The organism is Pseudomonas sp. ICMP 8385, assembly GCF_002699915.1.
Taxonomy (GTDB): domain Bacteria; phylum Pseudomonadota; class Gammaproteobacteria; order Pseudomonadales; family Pseudomonadaceae; genus Aquipseudomonas; species Aquipseudomonas gessardii.
In genome coordinates this window covers 41,284-60,008 of record NZ_LKBY01000112.1, presented here as the reverse complement: position 1 = coordinate 60,008, position 18,725 = coordinate 41,284, and the positions used below count along the sequence as shown (strand labels likewise).

The 18,725-nt window shown below is 58.9% G+C and carries 13 protein-coding genes; 8 read left to right on the top strand and 5 right to left on the bottom strand.

Going from position 1 to position 18,725, the window contains the following annotated elements:
• Nucleotides 1–104 precede the first annotated feature (104 nt).
• The 3 genes from AO268_RS32445 to AO268_RS20415 all read right to left on the bottom strand — a co-directional run bounded on the left by AO268_RS32445 (nucleotide 105) and on the right by AO268_RS20415 (nucleotide 4,104).
• Nucleotides 105–1,121 carry a fimbrial protein gene (locus AO268_RS32445; protein ID WP_141562833.1) on the bottom strand — a complete coding sequence of 339 codons (1,017 nt, stop codon included), beginning with the start codon at nucleotides 1,119–1,121 and terminating at the stop codon, nucleotides 105–107.
• Between the two features lie 190 nt (nucleotides 1,122–1,311).
• Nucleotides 1,312–2,724, bottom strand: coding sequence for an amidase (locus AO268_RS20420; protein WP_099169644.1), 1,413 nt, complete (start codon nucleotides 2,722–2,724; stop codon nucleotides 1,312–1,314).
• An 87-nt stretch (nucleotides 2,725–2,811) separates the two neighbouring features.
• On the bottom strand, nucleotides 2,812–4,104 hold the full coding sequence (locus tag AO268_RS20415; protein WP_076960883.1) for an MFS transporter: 1,293 nt from the start codon (nucleotides 4,102–4,104) through the stop codon (nucleotides 2,812–2,814).
• Between the two features lie 97 nt (nucleotides 4,105–4,201).
• Between AO268_RS20415 and AO268_RS20410 the strand changes: the two genes are divergently transcribed.
• Nucleotides 4,202–5,185: an Lrp/AsnC family transcriptional regulator gene (locus AO268_RS20410; RefSeq protein ID WP_099169643.1), complete on the top strand. Its 984-nt coding sequence runs from the start codon at nucleotides 4,202–4,204 to the stop codon at nucleotides 5,183–5,185.
• Nucleotides 5,186–5,281: 96 nt separating this feature from the next.
• Here AO268_RS20410 and AO268_RS20405 read toward each other — a convergent pair whose 3' ends face one another.
• Nucleotides 5,282–5,944, bottom strand: coding sequence for a hypothetical protein (locus AO268_RS20405; protein WP_099169642.1), 663 nt, complete (start codon nucleotides 5,942–5,944; stop codon nucleotides 5,282–5,284).
• A 260-nt stretch (nucleotides 5,945–6,204) separates the two neighbouring features.
• Between AO268_RS20405 and AO268_RS20400 the strand changes: the two genes are divergently transcribed.
• The 7 genes from AO268_RS20400 to AO268_RS20370 all read left to right on the top strand — a co-directional run bounded on the left by AO268_RS20400 (nucleotide 6,205) and on the right by AO268_RS20370 (nucleotide 13,600).
• Entirely contained in the window at nucleotides 6,205–7,152 is a 948-nt protein-coding gene (locus AO268_RS20400; RefSeq protein WP_076960886.1) for an AraC family transcriptional regulator, read from the top strand.
• A 107-nt stretch (nucleotides 7,153–7,259) separates the two neighbouring features.
• Nucleotides 7,260–8,636: a Rieske 2Fe-2S domain-containing protein gene (locus tag AO268_RS20395; RefSeq protein ID WP_099169641.1), complete on the top strand. Its 1,377-nt coding sequence runs from the start codon at nucleotides 7,260–7,262 to the stop codon at nucleotides 8,634–8,636.
• Nucleotides 8,633–9,121: a benzoate 1,2-dioxygenase small subunit gene (benB, locus tag AO268_RS20390; RefSeq protein ID WP_076960888.1), complete on the top strand. Its 489-nt coding sequence runs from the start codon at nucleotides 8,633–8,635 to the stop codon at nucleotides 9,119–9,121. Before AO268_RS20395 ends, benB begins: the two co-directional genes overlap by 4 nt.
• 10 nt (nucleotides 9,122–9,131) lie before the next feature.
• Nucleotides 9,132–10,154, top strand: coding sequence for a benzoate 1,2-dioxygenase electron transfer component BenC (gene benC / locus AO268_RS20385; RefSeq protein WP_099169640.1), 1,023 nt, complete (start codon nucleotides 9,132–9,134; stop codon nucleotides 10,152–10,154).
• Nucleotides 10,155–10,164: 10 nt separating this feature from the next.
• Nucleotides 10,165–10,926, top strand: a complete 762-nt coding sequence (locus tag AO268_RS20380) for a 1,6-dihydroxycyclohexa-2,4-diene-1-carboxylate dehydrogenase (protein ID WP_099169639.1) — start codon at nucleotides 10,165–10,167, stop codon at nucleotides 10,924–10,926.
• A gap of 53 nt (nucleotides 10,927–10,979) precedes the next feature.
• Nucleotides 10,980–12,314, top strand: a complete 1,335-nt coding sequence (locus AO268_RS20375; RefSeq protein WP_099169638.1) for an MFS transporter — start codon at nucleotides 10,980–10,982, stop codon at nucleotides 12,312–12,314.
• 38 nt (nucleotides 12,315–12,352) lie between these two features.
• Entirely contained in the window at nucleotides 12,353–13,600 is a 1,248-nt protein-coding gene (locus AO268_RS20370) for an OprD family porin (RefSeq protein WP_099169637.1), read from the top strand.
• A gap of 107 nt (nucleotides 13,601–13,707) precedes the next feature.
• On the opposite strand, the gene AO268_RS20365 is transcribed toward AO268_RS20370, so the two are convergent.
• Nucleotides 13,708–18,594: an RHS repeat domain-containing protein gene (locus AO268_RS20365; protein ID WP_176561395.1), complete on the bottom strand. Its 4,887-nt coding sequence runs from the start codon at nucleotides 18,592–18,594 to the stop codon at nucleotides 13,708–13,710.
• Nucleotides 18,595–18,725 lie beyond the last annotated feature (131 nt).

The window sequence follows — 18,725 nt, the reverse complement described above, 5'->3', positions numbered from 1 at the left end:
CTCGTCGAATTGATTGTTTTTTGATCATTTGGCGAGTTTAAAAGTTGCGCTAGGTGGTATGCCGGGGAAATACATGGCTACTTCAGACCATCCTTAGGGTTGGTTCAAAGGTAACTCATGATGAACCAGAGCTCTGCGTTGGCAGTTCCAGGGACCATCCCTGGATCGAACCCGCCTTTACTTCCCGTTTGTAGTATCCGAATGTATCGCCCAGCTAATGGGATGGTAAAACTCCCTCCTGAAGCTGAATAGTTGCCTGCGGTGTAGTCTTGGTCGAAGACAACGGGTTCTTCGTTCTCGCCGAGTATTTGCAAAGCCAAACCTTTAGCCTTTGAACTTTGATTTAAACTAATCGTCCCGTTAAATACATCTCGCACAGGGCTGCCCGGCGTTGTTTTCAAGGAATAGGTGACTTTGTTCATGCCTGTCGGGCAGTTGTTAGCCTTGATATTGAACTGTACCGATTTGGAATAAGCCCCCATCGTTGGAAATGAGCTGATATCGTGAGGCCCCATGTCGACTTGAACGTCCGGCGTTTCGCATGATTGTGGAATTACGGACGTTCCAGCACCAATAATTTCCATGGCTAATGGTTCGGTTCCGCCTATAGCGTCGCGGCCGAGGATGCCAGGAGCAATTCGGGAGTTAGAAATATTTCCAATTTTCACTAATCGAATCGCATGAGAGGTCCCGTTGTAACCAAAACCACCCACCTTTTGCTTTATTGAGCCTGGAAAGCCTTTTAACAGCTTATCGGTATCAGTACGTAACCACTGCCAAGCGATTCCCGTATCTCCAATTGGGAATGTAACGGCGTCGGGTACGGTAGAACCAACACTATTTATCACGCCTTTGCTGGATTCACTCGTGCACTTAAACGAGCTTGCAACGTTCTGAAGTGTGCTGGGTGGGCTTTCATATAAAACGGTCCCGTTCGGCGCGTCGCGTGGAAGCGATATTGTAAGGGGGAGCGTAAATTTGACTGAGCTTTGCTGGTGACCCGGATAAAAAGAGCATGTTGCCGCTGTCGCATTCCACGATAAAATTAACAGTGCAGTAAGGGGCGCTGGTTTTAGTATGTCCATCATCAAAAAGCTCATTGTAAAAATTGTCTGTTGCATTTGGCGACTCAGGGCGTGCATTGCCGTCCCTTACAGTAGCCTGCTACGCCAGTAATCTATCTGGTCAGATCCGAAGTTAGAATCAGATGATTCTTATTGTTTTGTGATGATGACGTCAGGCGGCCGCAGCAGAGGCTGCATTGGCCTGACTGGAGGCGTGCCGCTAGATGCTGCTCGGATGGATCCTGGCTTAAAGCCCCCACCGCTCAAGCGCAGGCTTGCGCGCGTCAAGCAAGAGTGAAGGTGCCATCGCGCTCGCTATTTTCAGCAAGTGCATGTCGGTAGACACCGGGGATAGCAGCTGCACGCCAATCGGCATCTGGGCTTCATCGAAACCGGCTGGCAGGGCGATTGCTGGAGTGCCGAGGTAATTACCCGCTCGGCTGAACTGGCCAATACTGGTGTGGTGGGTGTCTTCGTCATCAAGGGGCAAGGCACCGTGACCGCTGACAGGCATCAACAATACACCGGATAAACCGATCGTTCGTGTGAAGGCCTCGGCTGCCTTGGCACGCTGTGCAATGGCGTGTTCGTAGGCGTCGCGGCTGATATCCGCACCCGCCAGGATTCGATGGCGTACGACCTTCCAGAGTAGCTGCGCGGGGTCATGCGCAAGGTGCCCAAACTGGCGATAGCCCTCATAGGCAATGATCATCGAGTTGCACTCGGAAAGCTGGCCGATATCCAACTCAGCCTGGGGAGCCCAGTTCTCGAGCGTCCAGCCGGCCGCGTGCAGATTGACCAATACCTGATCCCAGACCCGGCGGGTGCCCATGGACAGCGCACTGGGGAACGCCCCCTGGTCCAGTACGAACACTGTGCCCGGCGTGGCGGGCAGTAGCTTGCTGGCAAGTTCAGACTGAATGTCCAACCCAGTGCCGGTAGACGGGCTGGCCATGATGGCTGTGAGCGCATGGGCGTCGTCAACGTCACGGGCGATGGGGCCCAGCACGTCCAGGCTTGGCGCCAGTGGAACGACACCGTCGACGCTGATGAGTCCGCTGGACGGCTTGAAACCGACCAAGTGATTCAGCGAGGCGGGAGCGCGTATCGATCCGCCGGTATCCCCACCGACGGCAATGGGGGCAAGCCCGGCGGCGACAGCGACCGCCGCGCCTGAAGAGGATCCGCCCGGGGCACGCTGCTGCTTGGCGTCCCAGGGGTTCCAGGGCGTGCCTCGGGTCGGGTTTTGTCCAGATAAGCCGAAGGCAAACTCGGTCATCTGGGTCTTGCCCAGGATCACCATGCCGGCCGCCTGTAATCGTTGCACGACGGTGCTGGTCGCGGAACTGATAGCCGTCAGGCGGCTTAACGAACCTGCCGAGGCCAGGGTGTTGGCGATTTCGATATTGTCCTTGATGGCCACCGGCACGCCATGCAATGGGCTCAAGGAGTGACCGGTATCGAGCGCACTGTCGGCGGCATCGGCTGCCGCCAAGGCTTGCTCCGGGAACACGACCGTGAAGGCGTTAAGCGCACTGCTGCGGGCAATACGGTCCAGAAAATATTGCGTGACGGCGCGCGAGGTGATCTGCCGGGTCGCGATCAGATGGGCAATCTGCCGGGCAGTCTGGAAACAAAGGGCTTCGGATTGTTCGCGCATAATGTCTGGGTTCTAAGATGGGTGAGTCGGTATCCCCGTCTTCGACGGTCGTTGACGGGGATTGCATCGCGTTGTTCGAGCCAGTGCCTATTTCAGTGACTTTCCGGCGGTCTCTGGCATTTTGATGAAGGTCACAAGGGTGAGCGCGGCGCCTGCGAGCACGTAATAGAAGAACCAGCTCTCTTGGCCATGGCTCTGCAACCAGGTCAGCAGGTAAGGCGTCGTACCGCCGAGCAAGGCCACCATCAGGTTGTAGGGCGCACCAATGCCGACGGCGCGCACGCTGCTGGGGAACTGCTCGGACATGATGGCTGGCGCGATCGAGGTATAAAGCGCGTAGAGCAACAGGCCGAACAGCTCCACCATCAGGATCGACGAGAACGTCGGCTGCATGTTGGTAATGATCGGGTAGAAGAACAGCAGGTAACCCAGGGCAAAAGCGATCAGTTGCGGCTTGCGCCCGAACTTGTCAGAGAGCATGCCGAAAAGTGGGTGCACGAGCATGAACGCGACCATGGCAACCGTATTGGCCGCAAAGGCTGTCGAAGACGCTACGTGCAGCGCCCGGATGGCATAGGTTGGGATGTAGATAACGAACAGGTAAAAGGCAAATGTGCTGAGGATCGAAAAGCCCACAATGCGCAGGGTCTCGCGCGGATAATCGCGCAGCAGGGTGCGTAGCGGTTGCTTCTCTACTTTATTAGAGGATTGCGGCGTGGAGGCTTCAGCTTCAGGCACCGACATCCGCAGCCAAATGCCTGCGATACCGCCCAGGGCACCGAGCAGGAACGGAATGCGCCAGCCGAACTCTCTCATCTGCTCGTCGGTGAGCAGGGTGGTCAGGGCCCAGCCGATCGCCGATGCGGTCAGAATGCCAGCGGCGGAGCTAAAGAAGACAAAGCTCGAAAAGAAGCCGCGACGGTGATCTGGCGCTAACTCGGCCAGGTAAGTAGAGGCGGACGCGTATTCACCGCCCAGCGACAAGCCTTGCATCAGTCGCGCGATCACCAGCAAAAACGGGGCGAGCAGACCGATCTGCTCGTAGGTGGGGGTAATGCCGATCATCAGTGAGCCGCCGGCCATCAGCATGATGGTGACCCCCAATGCGGATTTGCGGCCATAGCGATCCGAGTAGATGCCTAGCGCCCAGCCACCGATTGGACGCATGAAGAAACCGACGGCGAAAATAGCGAACGTCGCCAGTAAGGACGCCGTTTCGTCAGTTTTCGGAAAAAATTGTGTTGAAAAGAACACCGCGAACGACGCATAGATCGTCCAGTCGAACCACTCCACCGCATTGCCAATGCTGCCTGCCGCAATTTTACGCGCGGTGGATACCTGCGGCTTTACCGCTTGGGACGTTTGAGTCGCATAATTCATTGGCTTGTGCCTTTGGTTTTGAATTGTAATTATTTTTGGACATGCGCGGCTTTGTTTTGTTTTAATTTGGCCACTTGAATTAAGGTATTGTAAGAATATGGTCTCGTCAATCGTCTATACGGATGAAAAAAGACATTTTGCGCTGGATGAAACCGATTTGGCCTGCCTGATTGCGCTACAAGCCAACCCACGCGGCACCTGGCGCGACCTGAGTGCGTGCTGCGATGTGGCCGAGCGGACGCTTTCACGCCGCCTGCAACGCCTGATGGACAGTGGGTATATCCGGGTGATCGGCGAGCTTGATCCGGTTGTCGTCGGTGGCGGCCCGGTGCTGCATGCGTGGATTCGGGTCGCCGACGGGCGCCAGAGGGAAGTGGCGGAGCACCTGGCGCAGTTGGCGCAGACGCAGGTGGTCATGGCGACAACGGGAGAGTTCGACATCTTCACCGAGATCAACTTACCGAGCGTGGAGGCGCTGTCTGACATGGTGGTGCGAGAGCTGCCGCTGGTGCCAGGGGTAAGGCAGGTTCAATCGCAAGTGGTCCTCAGGTCGTTCCGGCGCGCCAGTCGCTGGCGGATCGATGGGTCGGTGCCTACTGAGCCGGTGCTGGCTGGGCCTGTGAGCCTGAGTGCTGACGAGATGCGGCTGCTGGGGGCGTTAATGCTGGATGGTCGGGCCAGCCTGGGCGTGCTGGCGGAAACCTGTGGCGTCAGTGAACCGAAGGTTCAGCGGATGCTGAGTGGGCTTGTCGACAGCAATGCCCTGACCTTTCGTGTAGAGCTTGAGCCTCTGTTGGTGGGCTATGGGGTCGAGGCGATCCTGTCGTTGCAAACCCGACCGGGGGCGGCGGAGGGGGTTGCCCTGGAGCTGGCCAAGGATGAGCACACGCGCTGCCTGTTCGGGACCAGTGGAGGCTCGCAGTTGTTTTGGCATGTGTTGTGTCGTGATATCCATGATCTGTGGACTGTCTCAACTGCCCGGATGGGAGCCCTGGAGGGGATTATTTCTTGTGAGACCAATACGGTGGTCAGAGCCTATAAAAGGGCGGGGCGAGTGCGTCGCGGGCTTATGGTCGAGTAGTAGGGTGGCTAGCCCTCCGTTTGTTCGCCGGTTGCCTGGACGAACCCGCCCTATGAACCCAAGTCAGAATGGGCTACGAGGCGCAACAGTATAAAATCAGCCCCTGTTTTCAAGGTTGCTTTTACAACCAGTCACTTGGGGATAAGGTCGACAAACCAAGACCCTATCCTCTTTCGGTTCAAAGCCATGATCTATCATGCAGCGTTGCACTTTGGCTGTGCGTCCGATGCTGGCGACTTGCGAATTCGACCCGAGTGGCTTTGGATAGCCGCAGGCGTACATGACCGGCAGCGCTTCATGATTATTGGCAAGTTGTACCGAGAAGTGGCGTGATGCACCCACTTTACGCCAGGTGACCTGCATGTCTTCATACCGACCAGAGTCGGGTTTTATTGGATAGAAGCCTTCATCTTCGCCATACGGCAATGCTTCGAGTTGGGACAGGCTAAGCGGGCGACCATTTTTTTCTTCGACGCACGCCGGAATATCCTTCATGACTTCACAAAACTCAAACCCATCTTTACGCTTAAAACCCAGGCGCTGCATACACTGGAACTGCAGCACCCGCTCGTTTATTGGTAAATGCATCATTGAAGTGTCTACCGGGTCGCCACATTCCGTCATGGCCGCTTTAACACCGTCTGCGCTCGTGGACGTGCGTTTCCACTGCGTGAATTCGGCGGGTGGCGGACAGCCGGTGAGTAACAATGACAATGCGATCAGGGCCGGGAAGGTAATGATCTGACTTTTGCGCAACATAATGATCCTTGTTTATGTAAGGCGGCGCCAAGGCTGTCTGAGTTCTTGCAACATCAATCGAGATAATCGTCCAGGTAAACACGTATCAAGACATGTCGCCACCCAGATTGTCGTGCGCCGCATGATGCCCGGCCTAGTGCGGATTATCGACCTAGGCAAAGCTGACCATACCTGCAGGGTATCCCGTCAGACCTTATCCATATTGGACGCTTGCGACGCCACGCCTCAGCCTGAGGCCAATAACTATAAAGAGGCGCACCATGACCGTGCTATTGAGTGAGCGCAGCCAGATTTTCCAGGGTGCCGATGCCTATGCCGTGTCGGATTATGTCAACCAGCATGTAGGCAGCCACTGTATTCGCCTACCGCCCAGGGGCCGGCCCATGGCGAGCATCAGCCACCGGACCTTTTCCAGCCTGGACTTGTGCCGTATCAGCTATGGCGCGCCGGTGCGGGTCACGTCGGTGGCGCTGGAGAGCATTTACCACTTGCAGATCCTGCTGACGGGGCACTGCCGCTCCGATTCCCGGGGCGAAGAGCAGGTGTTCGGGCCGGGCGAGATTCTGCTGATCAATCCCGATGACCCGGTGGACCTGACCTATTCGGCCGACTGCGAGAAATTCATCATCAAGTTGCCGGTACGCCTGCTGGAAAACGCTTGCCTGGCGCAGCACTGGACGCTGCCGCAGCCGGGGATCCGTTTTGCGGCGGCGCGCCATGCGCTCAGTGAACTGGGCGGTTTTTTGCCGTTGCTGGGCCTGATCTGCCATGAGGCGGAGAACGCCGCCGAGCCGCACGTGCAGGACCTGTATGAGCGGATTGTGGCCAATAAGCTGTTGGCGCTGCTGGCCAGCAACGTATTGCGGGTGGTGCCCCAGGCGGCGCAAGGGGGTGGCTTCGAGGCGGTGCGCGAGTTTATCGAGGGGCATCTGGGTGAAGACATCAGCATCGAGCAGTTGATGGCGGTGGCCAAGGTCAGCGAGCGTTCGCTGTACAGCCTGTTCGAGCGCCAGGTGGGCCTGTCGCCCCGTGACTACGTACGCCGGCGCAAGCTGGAGCAGGTGCACGCACGCTTGCAACTGAGCACCGCGCGCAGCGTGACGGAAGTGGCGCTGGACTATGGCTTTATGCACCTGGGGCGTTTCTCCGAGGCCTATCGCAAACGCTTTGGCGAGCTGCCTTCGCAGACCTGGAAGCGCCATCGCTGAGGCGCTTGCGCCAGCCGGATACTGATGTGCAGGAAGCGGATATTGAGGAGTGGGACGAACACGTACGGTGAGGGCGCCTGATACAAGAACAACGGAGGGCCTGCCCCATGACCAGTACACTCGACCGCCTCGCTGTACAACTGCGCGAGTCCGTTCAGGAAGATCCCGCGACCGGGGTATTCCGCTGCCGCCGCGACATTTTTACCGACCCCGACCTGTTTGCCCTGGAGATCAAGCATATCTTCGAGGGCGGCTGGCTCTACCTGGGCCATGAAAGCCAGGTGCCGCACATCAACGACTACTACACCACCTGGATCGGCCGCCAACCGGTGGTGATCACCCGCGACAAACAAGGCACCCTGCATGGCCTGGTCAACGCCTGTGCCCATCGCGGCGCCATGTTGTGCCGACGCAAGCAGGGCAACAAGGGTTCCTTTACCTGCCCATTCCACGGCTGGACCTTCAGCAACGCCGGCAAGCTGCTCAAGGTCAAGGACGGCAAGACCGGGGCCTACCCGGACAGCTTCGACTGTGACGGCTCCCACGACCTCAAGCGCCTGGCGCGTTTTGAAAACTACCGTGGCTTTCTGTTCGGCAGCCTCAGCGAGGCGGTGCCGGAACTGAGTGATTACCTGGGCCAGACCCGGGTCATCATCGACCAGATGGTCGACCAGGCCCCCCTGGGCCTGGAGGTGCTGCGCGGCAGTTCGTCCTATGTCTATGACGGCAACTGGAAACTGCAGATCGAGAACGGCGCCGACGGCTACCACGTCAGCTCCGTGCACTGGAACTATTCGGCGACCATGGGCCGGCGCAATTACGAGGCCGAAGGCACACGCACTGTCGACGCCAATGGCTGGTCGAAAAGCCTGGGCGGGGTCTACGCCTTCGATCACGGGCATATCCTGCTGTGGACGCGCCTGCTCAACCCAGAAGTGCGCCCGGTGCATGCCCACCGCGCGGCGCTGGCCGAGCGCCTGGGCCAGGAGCGCGCCGACTTTATCGTCGACCAGACCCGCAACCTGTGCCTCTACCCCAATGTGTACCTGATGGACCAGTTCTCCACGCAGATCCGTGTGGTGCGGCCCATTGCGGTGGACAAGACCGAAGTGACGATCTATTGCATGGCGCCGATTGGTGAAAGTGCCGAGGAGCGGGCCACACGTATCCGTCAGTACGAAGATTTCTTCAACGTCAGCGGCATGGGCACCCCGGATGACCTAGAAGAGTTCCGCGCCTGCCAGACCGGCTACCAGGGCGCGACCACCCTGTGGAATGACCTTAGCCGTGGCGCCAAGCAGTGGGTTGAAGGGGCCGACGACAATGCCCGGGCCATGGGCATGCAGCCGCAGCTCAGCGGGGTAAAAACCGAAGACGAGGGCTTGTTCGTGCGCCAGCACGCGCATTGGGCCGCAAGCCTGCAGCGTGCGATCGAACGTGAACAGCAAGGCCTGATCGCCAGCGACCGGGAGGTGCAGCCATGAGCCTGTCCCGTGAGCGCCTGCTGGACTTTCTCTACCGCGAAGCACGCCTGCTGGATGACCGCCAGTGGGATGAGTGGCTGGCGTGTTATTCGCCCAAGGTGCAATTCTGGATGCCTGCCTGGGATGACGACGACACCCTCACCGAAGACCCGCAAAGCGAAATCTCGCTGATCTACTACCCCAGCCGCGACGGCCTGGAAGACCGCATCTTTCGGATCAAGACCGAACGCTCCAGCGCCAGCACGCCCGAGCCGCGCACCGTGCACATGCTCTGTAACCTCGAAGTGCTGGCCGACGATGGCGCGCAGGTGGAGCTGCGTTTCAATTGGCACACCCTCAGCCACCGCTACAAGACCACGGACAGCTATTTCGGCACCTCGTTCTATGGCCTGGATATCCGCGGCGAGCAGCCGCTGATCACGCGCAAGAAGGTGGTGCTGAAAAACGACTACATCCACCAGGTCATCGACATCTACCACATCTGAGGACACCGCCATGACGTATGCCATTGCCCTGAACTTCGAGGATGGGGTGACCCGCTTTATCGACTGCCAGGTGGGGGAGAAGGTCCTCGATGCCGCTTTCCGCCAACGTATCAACCTGCCCATGGACTGCTCGGACGGGGTGTGCGGCACCTGCAAGTGCCGCTGTGAAACCGGCGCCTACGACTTGGGCGACGACTACATCGAAGACGCCCTGAGTGCAGATGAAGCCCAGGAGCGCCAGGTGCTGACCTGCCAGATGGTGCCGCACTCCGATTGCGTGATTGCCGTGCCGGTGCCGTCCAGCGCCTGCAAGACCGGCACCACGCGCTTTGCCGCGACACTGGCGAGCATCACCCGGCATGCCGATGCCGCGCTGGAGGTGAGTTTCGAGCTGGACCACGCGCCGGTGTTTCTGCCCGGGCAGTACGTGAATATCGACGTGCCCGACAGTGGGCAGACCCGCTCGTATTCATTCAGCAGTCGCCCCGGGGAGACGCTGGCCAGTTTCCTGATCAAGCATGTGCCCGGCGGGTTGATGAGCGGCTGGCTGGAGCGCGCCCAGCCGGGCGACAGCGTGCTGATCACCGGGCCACTGGGCAGTTTTTACCTGCGTGAGGTGGTGCGGCCGCTGCTGTTGTTGGCCGGCGGCACTGGCCTGGCGCCGTTTCTGTCGATGCTTGAAGTGCTGGCCCAGCGCGGGGAAACCCGGCCGATCACCCTGATCTATGGGGTGACGCGGGATCAGGACCTGGTGCTGGTCGAGGCCCTGGAGGCCTTTGCCGCGCGGCTGCCCAACCTCACGCTTGTCACCTGCGTGGCCGACCCGCAGACCGCACACCCGCGCCAGGGGTATGTCACCCAGCATATGGCCAGCGAGGTGCTCAACGACGGCGATATTGACGTCTACCTGTGCGGGCCGCCGCCAATGGTCGATGCGGTGCGCCAGCACTTCAAGAGCCAGGGCGTGAGCCCGGCCAGTTTCCATTACGAGAAGTTCACCCCTAACGCTGTCGCGAGCTCTGACGCCGCCTGAGGAAATCAGCATGACTCTACGTTTTGACACCAAGGTTGCGCTGGTCACCGGCGCCGCCCAGGGCATCGGCCGGCGCGTGGCCGAGCGGTTGCTGGAGGAGGGGGCCTGGGTGGTCGCGGTCGATCGCTCGCAACTGGTGCACGAAGTGCAGCACCCGCGGGTGCTGACCCTCACCGCCGACCTGGAACAGCATGCCGAGTGCGCCCAGGTGATGGCCGCCGCCCAGGTGCGTTTCGGGCGCATCGATATCCTGGTCAACAATGTGGGCGGGACCATCTGGGCCAAGCCCTTCGAGTACTACGCCGAGGCGCAAATCGAGGCTGAAGTGCGCCGCTCGCTGTTCCCCACCCTGTGGTGCTGCCATTGCGTGCTGCCCTACATGCTGGAGCAGGGCAGCGGCGCCATCGTCAACGTGTCTTCGGTCGCCACGCGCGGGGTCAACCGGGTGCCGTATGGCGCGGCCAAGGGCGGGGTGAATGCCCTGACCGCCTGCCTGGCCCTGGAGACCGCCGGCAGCGGCATCCGCGTCAACTCCACCGCGCCGGGCGGCACCGAGGCCCCGCCGCGCCGCATCCCGCGCAACAGCCAGGCGCAGAGCGAGCAGGAGCGCGTGTGGTACCAGCAGATCGTCGACCAGACCCTGGACAGCAGCCCGATGAAGCGCTACGGCAGCATCGACGAGCAAGTGGGCGCGATCCTGTTCCTGGCCTCTGACGAAGCCTCTTACATCACCGGCGTGACCTTGCCGGTAGGCGGTGGCGACCTCGGCTAATAGCGTTCCACCTGCAGACACTGACTCACAACAACAATAATGAGAGCACTGCCATGCGTACCCATGACGTTCATTCGATTATCGATAATGCCCCGTTCAACCGCTTCCACTGGTTGATTGTCAGCCTGTGTGCCTTGCTGTTGATCTTTGATGGTTATGATTTGTTTATCTATGGCGTGGTCCTGCCGTCGATCATGCGCGAGTGGGGCCTGACCCCCTTGCAAGCCGGCGCCCTGGGCAGTTATGCGCTGTTCGGCATGATGTTCGGCGCGCTGATCTTCGGCACCCTGGCCGACCGCTTCGGGCGCAAGAAAGGCATCGTCTTTTGCTTTGCGTTATTTAGCGTCGCCACGGTGGTCAACGGCTTTGCCAGCAGCCCCACGGAGTTCGGCATCTGCCGGTTTATCGCCGGGCTTGGCTGTGGTGGGCTGATGCCCAACGCCGCCGCACTGATCAACGAGTATGCACCGAAAAAAGTACGCAGCACCTTGATGGCCTTCATGTTCAGCGGCTATTCCCTGGGGGGCATGCTCGCCGCCAGTGTGGGGATTTTCATGCTGCCGGCCTACGGCTGGTCGTCGATGTTTTTCGTGGCGGTCATCCCGCTGCTGCTGTTGCCGTTGATTGTGTTGTGGCTGCCCGAGTCCATCGGGTTCCTGATCCGCCAGGGCCGGGTGGAACAGGCCCGGGCGCTGCTCAATCGCCTGTCGCCAGGCACGCCGATCAACCCCTTGGATGAACTGCTCATCACGGACGTCAAACGCCAGGGCGCGTCGGTGGTGGAGCTGTTTCGCCATGGCCTGGCGGTACGCACAGCCATGATCTGGACGGCATTTTTCTGCTGCCTGCTGATGGTCTATGCCTTGAGTTCGTGGCTGCCCAAACTGATGGCCGGGGCCGGCTACAGCCTGGGGTCGAGCCTGTCGTTTTTGATTGCGCTGAACCTCGGGGGCATGGCCGGGGCGCTGCTCGGCGGGCGGTTGGGGGATCGGTTGAACCTGGTGAAAGTGGTGATCAGCTTCTTTGCGGCCGCCGTAGTCTCCATCAGCCTGCTGGGCATCAACAGCCCGATGCCGGTCCTGTACCTGCTGATCTTTATCGCCGGCGCCACCACCATCGGCACCCAAATCCTCCTGTATGCCGGGGCGGCGCAGCTCTATGGCTTGTCGATCCGCGCCACCGGCCTGGGCTGGGCCTCCGGCATCGGGCGCAATGGCGCCATCGTCGGCCCGCTGTTGGGCGGCGCGCTGATGGCGATCGAACTGCCCCTGCAACTGAACTTTATGGCCTTTGCCATTCCCGGTGCCGTGGCGGCGCTGGCGATGACGGTGTTCGCCCTGAACGAGCGGCGTACCCGTATTGCGCTGCCAGCCGCCCAGGCGCTGTAGCTACACCCCTGTCGATAATAAAAACAAAGAGCAACGACATGAACACACAACGTATCTGGCTTTCCTTGCTAGGGCTGCCCCTTGCGGCAGTGGCGGGCGAGGGTGGTTTTTTCAACGGTTCCACGGCCACCTTGCAGGCCCGCAACTATTACTTCAGCCGCGATTTTTCCGACATCGTTGGCGCCAACCAACAGTCCAAGGCCCAGGAGTGGGGTCAGGGCTTTATCCTCACCTATAAATCCGGTTATACCCCCGGCCCCGTGGGCTTTGGCCTGGATGCCCTGGGCACCCTGGGCCTCAAGCTCGACAGCAGCCCGGACCGGGTCAATAGCGGCCTGCTGCCGGTCAAGGACGATGGGCGCGCCGCCGACGACTACAGTCGCCTGGGCCTGACCTTCAAGGCGCGGGTCTCGCGCAGCGAGTTGAAAGTCGGTGAGTTGCAACCCAACCTGCCGGTACTGGCCTTCAGCGATATCCGCCTGCTGCCGCCCAGTTACCAGGGGCTGAACCTCAGCTCCAGCGAGATCGCGGGCCTTACGCTACAGGCCGGGCACTTGAGCACTACCAGCCTGCGCAACGAGGCCGGTGACAGCAAGATGATCGCCATGCTCGGCCATGTGCCGCAGCGCGGGGCACAGAGCGATGCCTTCAACTATGTCGGCGGCGACTATGCCTTTAATCGCGAGCGCAGCAGCGTCAGCCTCTGGCATGGCCAGTTGCAGGACATCTACGCCCAGGGCTTTATCGGTTTTAAGCACAGCCAGCCGTTCGGGACGTGGGTGCTGGGCGCCAACCTGGGCTACTACACGGCACGCGAGGAGGGCGGGCAGTTGCTCGGCAAGATCGACAACCAGGCCTTTTTCTCGCTGCTGTCGGCCAAGCGTGGTGGCCACACCTTCTCTGTCGGTTATCAGGCGATGTATGGCGACAGCGCTTTCCCACGGGTGTTTGCCAATATCACGCCGCTGGGCAACGAGGTGCCCACCTACGAGTTCGCCTACACCGACGAACGCTCCTGGCAGGTGCGCCATGACTACAACTTCGCCGCGCATGGGATGCCGGGGCTGACGACCACGGTGCGCTATATCACGGGCAACAACGTCAACACCGGTGCCGGCTATGAAGGCCGCGACCGTGAGCGTGACCTGGATATCGGGTATGCCGTGCAAAGCGGCGTGCTCAGCGGCCTGGGGATTCGCCTGCGCAATGTGATGGCGCGTTCAAACTATCGCAGTGATATCAATGAGAACCGGTTGATCCTCAGTTATACCTGGACGCTGCTTTAGGTGGCTGGCAGTTGTTAGCGACAACCACTAACCGAGCAGGGCATCAGGCCCTGTTCGGTCAGCTTGAGGTATGCGTTCCTTCGCTGCAGTTCAAGATTGCACCGACCTCATCGGGCCCTGATCTTCAGCCACAACCCGTCGAAGTTGCCGAAGGGTAACCACGTAATATCACCGACAAAGGTATCGGCAAGCTGTGCAGGTTCAGACTCAAGGACCTCCAGATTACCCAAGACCCCGGAAGTCACGAATGAGAGTGTGTTCACGTCTCCCATGTCTAACAGACTTGACGCTCCACGTTGGGCCATTAGCGACTGATCGTTGTAGAGAGCCAGCCCGCTCACGTTTGTGCGGGGGGACGCCATTGCCCAGATACGCTCAATGCCCCGGACCACGCGGGACTGCCTGAGGGTTTTGACCACTGTGGTTGACGCCTTGCTGACAAGGTTCCTGGCGACCGACGGCAGAGACCGCCCCAGATACATGCCAAGCCTCACCACTTTGGCCGCCAGCGTCCCCAGCCCGACCAGTGCCCCTGTACCCAGGGAGATCCAGGCCAGGATGCGGGAGGCGGTAGGGTCTGAAGAACTGACTATCACCGAGGCAATGCCGGTGGCAAGCGAGGTCACGGCAAATGCGACTGCGGCTGCCGTCAGTAACAGGGATGCCCCTCCTGTCATCACAGCGGTCAATACGCCGATCCCTCCCCACAGTATCGTATGAATCAACGATCCTGCGGGCCCTAGTCCCAAGGGGCCAGGCAACTCGTCTCCCCAAATCTCCCGTAGTTGCTGATCCACGGAATAGTGTCCGGTGGGGTCCCGATAATTGACCGGATCTCCTTCGGCGCAATAGGCATAGAGATTCGGCCCGCCCTTGCCGAACGGGCTCAGGTCATCCGGGATACGAAACCGCCCGGTGACAGGGTCATACCAGCGACCGCCCATGCCCAGGGGGTACTGACCGGTGCTGCTGTCGCGGTATTCGCCATTGAAGCCCAGCACCGAGTCGCTCTCCTCGGAAAAGTGCTCGCCGAAGGCGGTATACGCATGATGCTTGAGGGTTTGTGCCTGGGCGTCATAGCTGGCCACTACACTGCCGTTGATATCCCTCAGCTCGAACAGCGTTCTCTGGACCCCGGAGCGCTTGATCTGTTGTGCGGTACAGGCGGCACTGCCGGGGTTGAGGTTGCGGCTACTATCGAGATTCCCAGGCGAGTAGTCCCCGCAGGCCTTGAGCCCGTTGTAGATGATCTGGCTCGGTCCGCCGCCGTCATCACGGGTCATCAGACGGTCGGAAGGGTCGTAGCTGTAGTACGTACTGCCGGCCTGGATCAGCCGTCCCAGCCAGTCATAGCTGTAGGTCTTGCCCGCCTGATCCCGGGTCACCCGTCCTGCTGCGTCATAGCTCAAGGTGGCAGACGCGCTGTAATCCCCATGGCTGTTCTGGATTTTCGCAAGACGATAGCCATTGGCGGCATCGTAGGTGTAGGTCGCGGTGTTTTTTGCGCTGCCAAAGGTGGTGATGCATGTGAGTACATTCCCCAGTGCGTCGTAGGTGAACTCCTGCTTGTCGATGTTTTTGTTGGCCGGTGTCTTTGGCCGCCAGACACCGGTAGTGGTGCAGGCCATAAGCCGGCCGCCGGGGGTATAAGTCAGGCTGCGGGAGCCCAGCACGGCGGTGCCCTGTTTCAGTTGGGCAGATTTTAGTTTGTCATCGGTGTAATAGGTGTTTTCCAGCAGGAGATCAACTTTATCGGTGAGTGTGAACTGGCGGCTGGTTTCACGTTGTTGTGAGTCGTGGGTGTAATTCACCTTGAAGGTTATTGGGGAGATGGGCGCCAGGTTATAAGGGCCGGCGATGGTTTCTTCCTGAAACTGTCCCTGAGCATCGTAATCATGGCTGGTGGTGAAATGATAGTTATTGGTCGCGTAGCGTTGCCCGCTACGACTGTAGAGGAATAGCGTCTGCTGACCCTGTACGTCAGTGTTGTTGAGTAAGCGTGCGCCTGGTGAGTGGGTATAAAGCACTTCCTTGCTTTGCCCAGGCTCGGTTTGCACCCGTTGTTGGGTGATATTCAGATAGAGGTCATGGTTGTACTGGAGGAAATGTTCGCCCTCGGATGCCGTGGCAATACCTTGTGTGCCATAGGCGTAGGTGAACGTCTTCTGTGCGCTGCCATCCACCGTGCTGACCTTGGCCAGGCGATTGCCCAATTCCTTGATGTAGTCATGCTTGAGCGTGCGGCCGTCGGCGGTTACGGTGGTGGCGGGCACTGGGCTCGTACCGGTGTAGGTGTAGATCTCGGTGCAACTGCCACGGGTCAGTGAGGTCACCCGGCCCCAACTGTCGAAGCTGCGTTTGCCCAGGACCTGGCGTTTTCCGGCGGACTCAAGCTCGATTTGCGTGGCCTCTTTGAGCAGCCAATGCACCGGGTAGGTGTAGTGGTAGCTGTAGATGAAGGAGGGCGCGAGCAATCCTGGAGCTTTTTCGCTGTGTTTCTCCTGCAGCAGCCGACCGCTGCTATCGTAGGTATAGTCAATCGTGGTGGAACCGAATTCGTTGTCAGTGTGCAGCCGCTCCACTTGCTTGGCCCGGGTATAGCTGGCCGCCTGGGTTTGATAAACCGTGCCGTTCTGGTCTTTCCATTCAATCTTCTTAATGGTTTCGTCCGTGTTATAGAACGTGACGGTGGCATGCTTGTCGGTGGCCTTGCCGGTCCATTGCGTGCGGGTGAGCGCGACGGGGTCATACTGATCGAAGTCTTCCCGGCCATCGCTGTAGCGTCGGCCGCTGACGGCATTCCAGTCGTCGTACTGAGCTTCCTGCCAGAGGGTGAGCTGAGTCCCGTTCTCGTTGTAATCAAAACTCGACATGCGCAGTTCACGCCCAAGGCGGTCATAGGTCACCGCCTTGGTTTGCTTGCGTTGGCTGCCTTCGAGCAAGTACTCACTGACCAATCGGTCCTGGCCGTCGTATTGGCTCAAGTGGGTTTTCCCGCTGGGTTCGGTGATTGCCACTTGCCCCGGGGCGGGGTAGGCATAGGTGGTGACCTGGCGATACGTGGTGCTTTGGGCGCAGGTGGTCAGAGTGATGAGCTGCCCATATGGGTTGTAGGCAAATTCGGTACGGTTGCCATCGCTGTCGACCTGGCGGACAAGACGGCCACTGAGGACACTGTGGGTTTGCGACGAAGTACGGGTATTGCCGGTTTCATCGGTGTCGGTGGTTGTGGTGGTCAGTTCTGTATTTCCAACCCCGCCCAGCACGTAGTTAAAGCTGCGTATTGGGTCGGTGAACACGGGCCGTCGGTCCTTGGTTCCCAGGGTGCTGCGGGTAAGCGTTTTTACGCGACCTTTACGAAAGTCGTTGCTTTCAAAGTATTCGACACGTTGGCCGATCAGTGCGGCATCGAAAGCCAGTTCATTGACGAGACTGCCCTGTAAAGTGCTGATGATTTTAGAGTTACTTAGGCCCGATATTGCTTTATACGCGTGGTACTTGAAGGTGATGATATTGAGTAGCGTGGGAAGTAGCCCGGGTATTAGCTCTGGAATAACTGCCAATAGCCCAGGGTCGTCGACAATTTCAGTGTCAAGATAAGTAGACGAAAATAACTCGATGGGGGTTGTCAGGACAGGACTCCATGAGTAATCAATGGGGTTATTGGTTTGCTGGTTGGACGTTAATCTAATCTCCTCCAGTAAACTATTTAATGTGATTTCTCCGTTTGTCGTAGTCTTATGTATTCCCAATGGGCTCTGCTCTGGAGCAGGTATATAGTCCATCGCAGTAGTTATATTATTTTGTCGATTGTTGACAAGCGCAGAGTGAGTGTTAAAACGATTTTCATTTTTTTCTTCCCGACTTCTGCCTGCCTTTGTGTACGTTGTAGAGATCGTGCGGCTAAGTAGTTCTGCCTGCGCGATCATCATATATTTTTGTTGTGTTTGTGCCGTCCCTTGGACAAGAACTTCCGATGTCACGTTATGTTGTTCATTGTAGTTATAGGTAGTCGTGCGAATCGCCGGCACGCCCTCGCTCATGATCGTGCGGTAGTGGTCCGGGTCCTGGCGCTGGTACACATAGGTGGTGATGACCGGTATCCCGCCGCCATTGGGTGTCAGGGTATGGGTGCTGACGCACGGCAGCGCCGACAGCTTGGGGTTGTCCGGGAAGGTCAGCCCGTTGTCCAGGTATTGCACCTGCTCCTGGAGCCCGTCGAAGCTGGTGATGCTGGTCAGCAGCCAGCCACAGGTCGGGTGATCCAGGTACTCGAAACTGCTTTTGATATCCGCCCCCAGGCTGATGGACTTGAGGGCGTAATCCTCGATGGCCAGGGTGTAGCTCAGGGTTTCGACGGCATCGTCGGGCCAGAAGGTCATCGTGGCCGAACTGAGGACGGGCGTGGCCGTCGGGTCCCCGGGGGTGTATTGCACCTTGAGCAGGCTGCGGGTGGTGTCGCGGATTTCGGTCAACTGGATCTGGTAGTAGGTTTTGGCGTCGATGACATGGGCGGTGGTCATCCAGCTCAGGGTCACATGGTTGTAACCATCGCTGGTCAGGGACTCGGGTACGTAAATGCCGGTATTGGCCAGCAGTGTCAGCACTTCCGTGCGGCCACCTTTGCGGTGAACGGTTAGCTTGCCAGCGCTCCATTGCGCAATCACGGCGGATTGCTTGAGATCTTTATCCTTTTCCACCGTCAACACTTCGCCGGAATGCAAGGTGAGCTTCTTGTGGCGTTCGCTGTAGGTGGTCATGGCATAGAACCAACCATCCCCCAGTGCCGCTTCGTTATTGACCACTGGGGTATTGTGCAGGCTCATTTCGATTACTGGCCCGTTGCCGGTATTGCCGGTCACCGCCGGCAAGGGCACATAGACTTCAAACAAACCGGTGCGCGGGTCCACTACATTGCGCTTTTGTGTGGTGGCATTGAAGATCGGATCGTTTTCGTCGTCGGTTGGGTCGGTGCCCATCGGGTTATGCGCCATCATTCTCTCCTAGAGATTTATATCCCTGTTCAAAAACTACGTGGCCGCTGGCGCTGACGTAACTGTCAACTCTCACAGTCATTTATATCGTTTGGTAATGGGTGTAGGATTTTTTACTCTCTCCTTTAACC

What these genes read in the sequence shown, in the direction of transcription:
- AO268_RS32445 (WP_141562833.1), bottom strand. Translation starts at nt 1,121, where the DNA reads ATGCAACAGACAATTTTTACAATGAGCTTTTTGATGATGGACATACTA.
- AO268_RS20365 (WP_176561395.1), bottom strand. Translation starts at nt 18,594, where the DNA reads ATGGCGCATAACCCGATGGGCACCGACCCAACCGACGACGAAAACGAT.
- AO268_RS20415 (WP_076960883.1), bottom strand. Translation starts at nt 4,104, where the DNA reads ATGAATTATGCGACTCAAACGTCCCAAGCGGTAAAGCCGCAGGTATCC.
- AO268_RS20380 (WP_099169639.1), top strand. Translation starts at nt 10,165, where the DNA reads ATGACTCTACGTTTTGACACCAAGGTTGCGCTGGTCACCGGCGCCGCC.
- AO268_RS20410 (WP_099169643.1), top strand. Translation starts at nt 4,202, where the DNA reads ATGGTCTCGTCAATCGTCTATACGGATGAAAAAAGACATTTTGCGCTG.
- AO268_RS20420 (WP_099169644.1), bottom strand. Translation starts at nt 2,724, where the DNA reads ATGCGCGAACAATCCGAAGCCCTTTGTTTCCAGACTGCCCGGCAGATT.
- AO268_RS20400 (WP_076960886.1), top strand. Translation starts at nt 6,205, where the DNA reads ATGACCGTGCTATTGAGTGAGCGCAGCCAGATTTTCCAGGGTGCCGAT.
- AO268_RS20395 (WP_099169641.1), top strand. Translation starts at nt 7,260, where the DNA reads ATGACCAGTACACTCGACCGCCTCGCTGTACAACTGCGCGAGTCCGTT.
- benC (WP_099169640.1), top strand. Translation starts at nt 9,132, where the DNA reads ATGACGTATGCCATTGCCCTGAACTTCGAGGATGGGGTGACCCGCTTT.
- benB (WP_076960888.1), top strand. Translation starts at nt 8,633, where the DNA reads ATGAGCCTGTCCCGTGAGCGCCTGCTGGACTTTCTCTACCGCGAAGCA.
- AO268_RS20370 (WP_099169637.1), top strand. Translation starts at nt 12,353, where the DNA reads ATGAACACACAACGTATCTGGCTTTCCTTGCTAGGGCTGCCCCTTGCG.
- AO268_RS20405 (WP_099169642.1), bottom strand. Translation starts at nt 5,944, where the DNA reads ATGTTGCGCAAAAGTCAGATCATTACCTTCCCGGCCCTGATCGCATTG.
- AO268_RS20375 (WP_099169638.1), top strand. Translation starts at nt 10,980, where the DNA reads ATGCGTACCCATGACGTTCATTCGATTATCGATAATGCCCCGTTCAAC.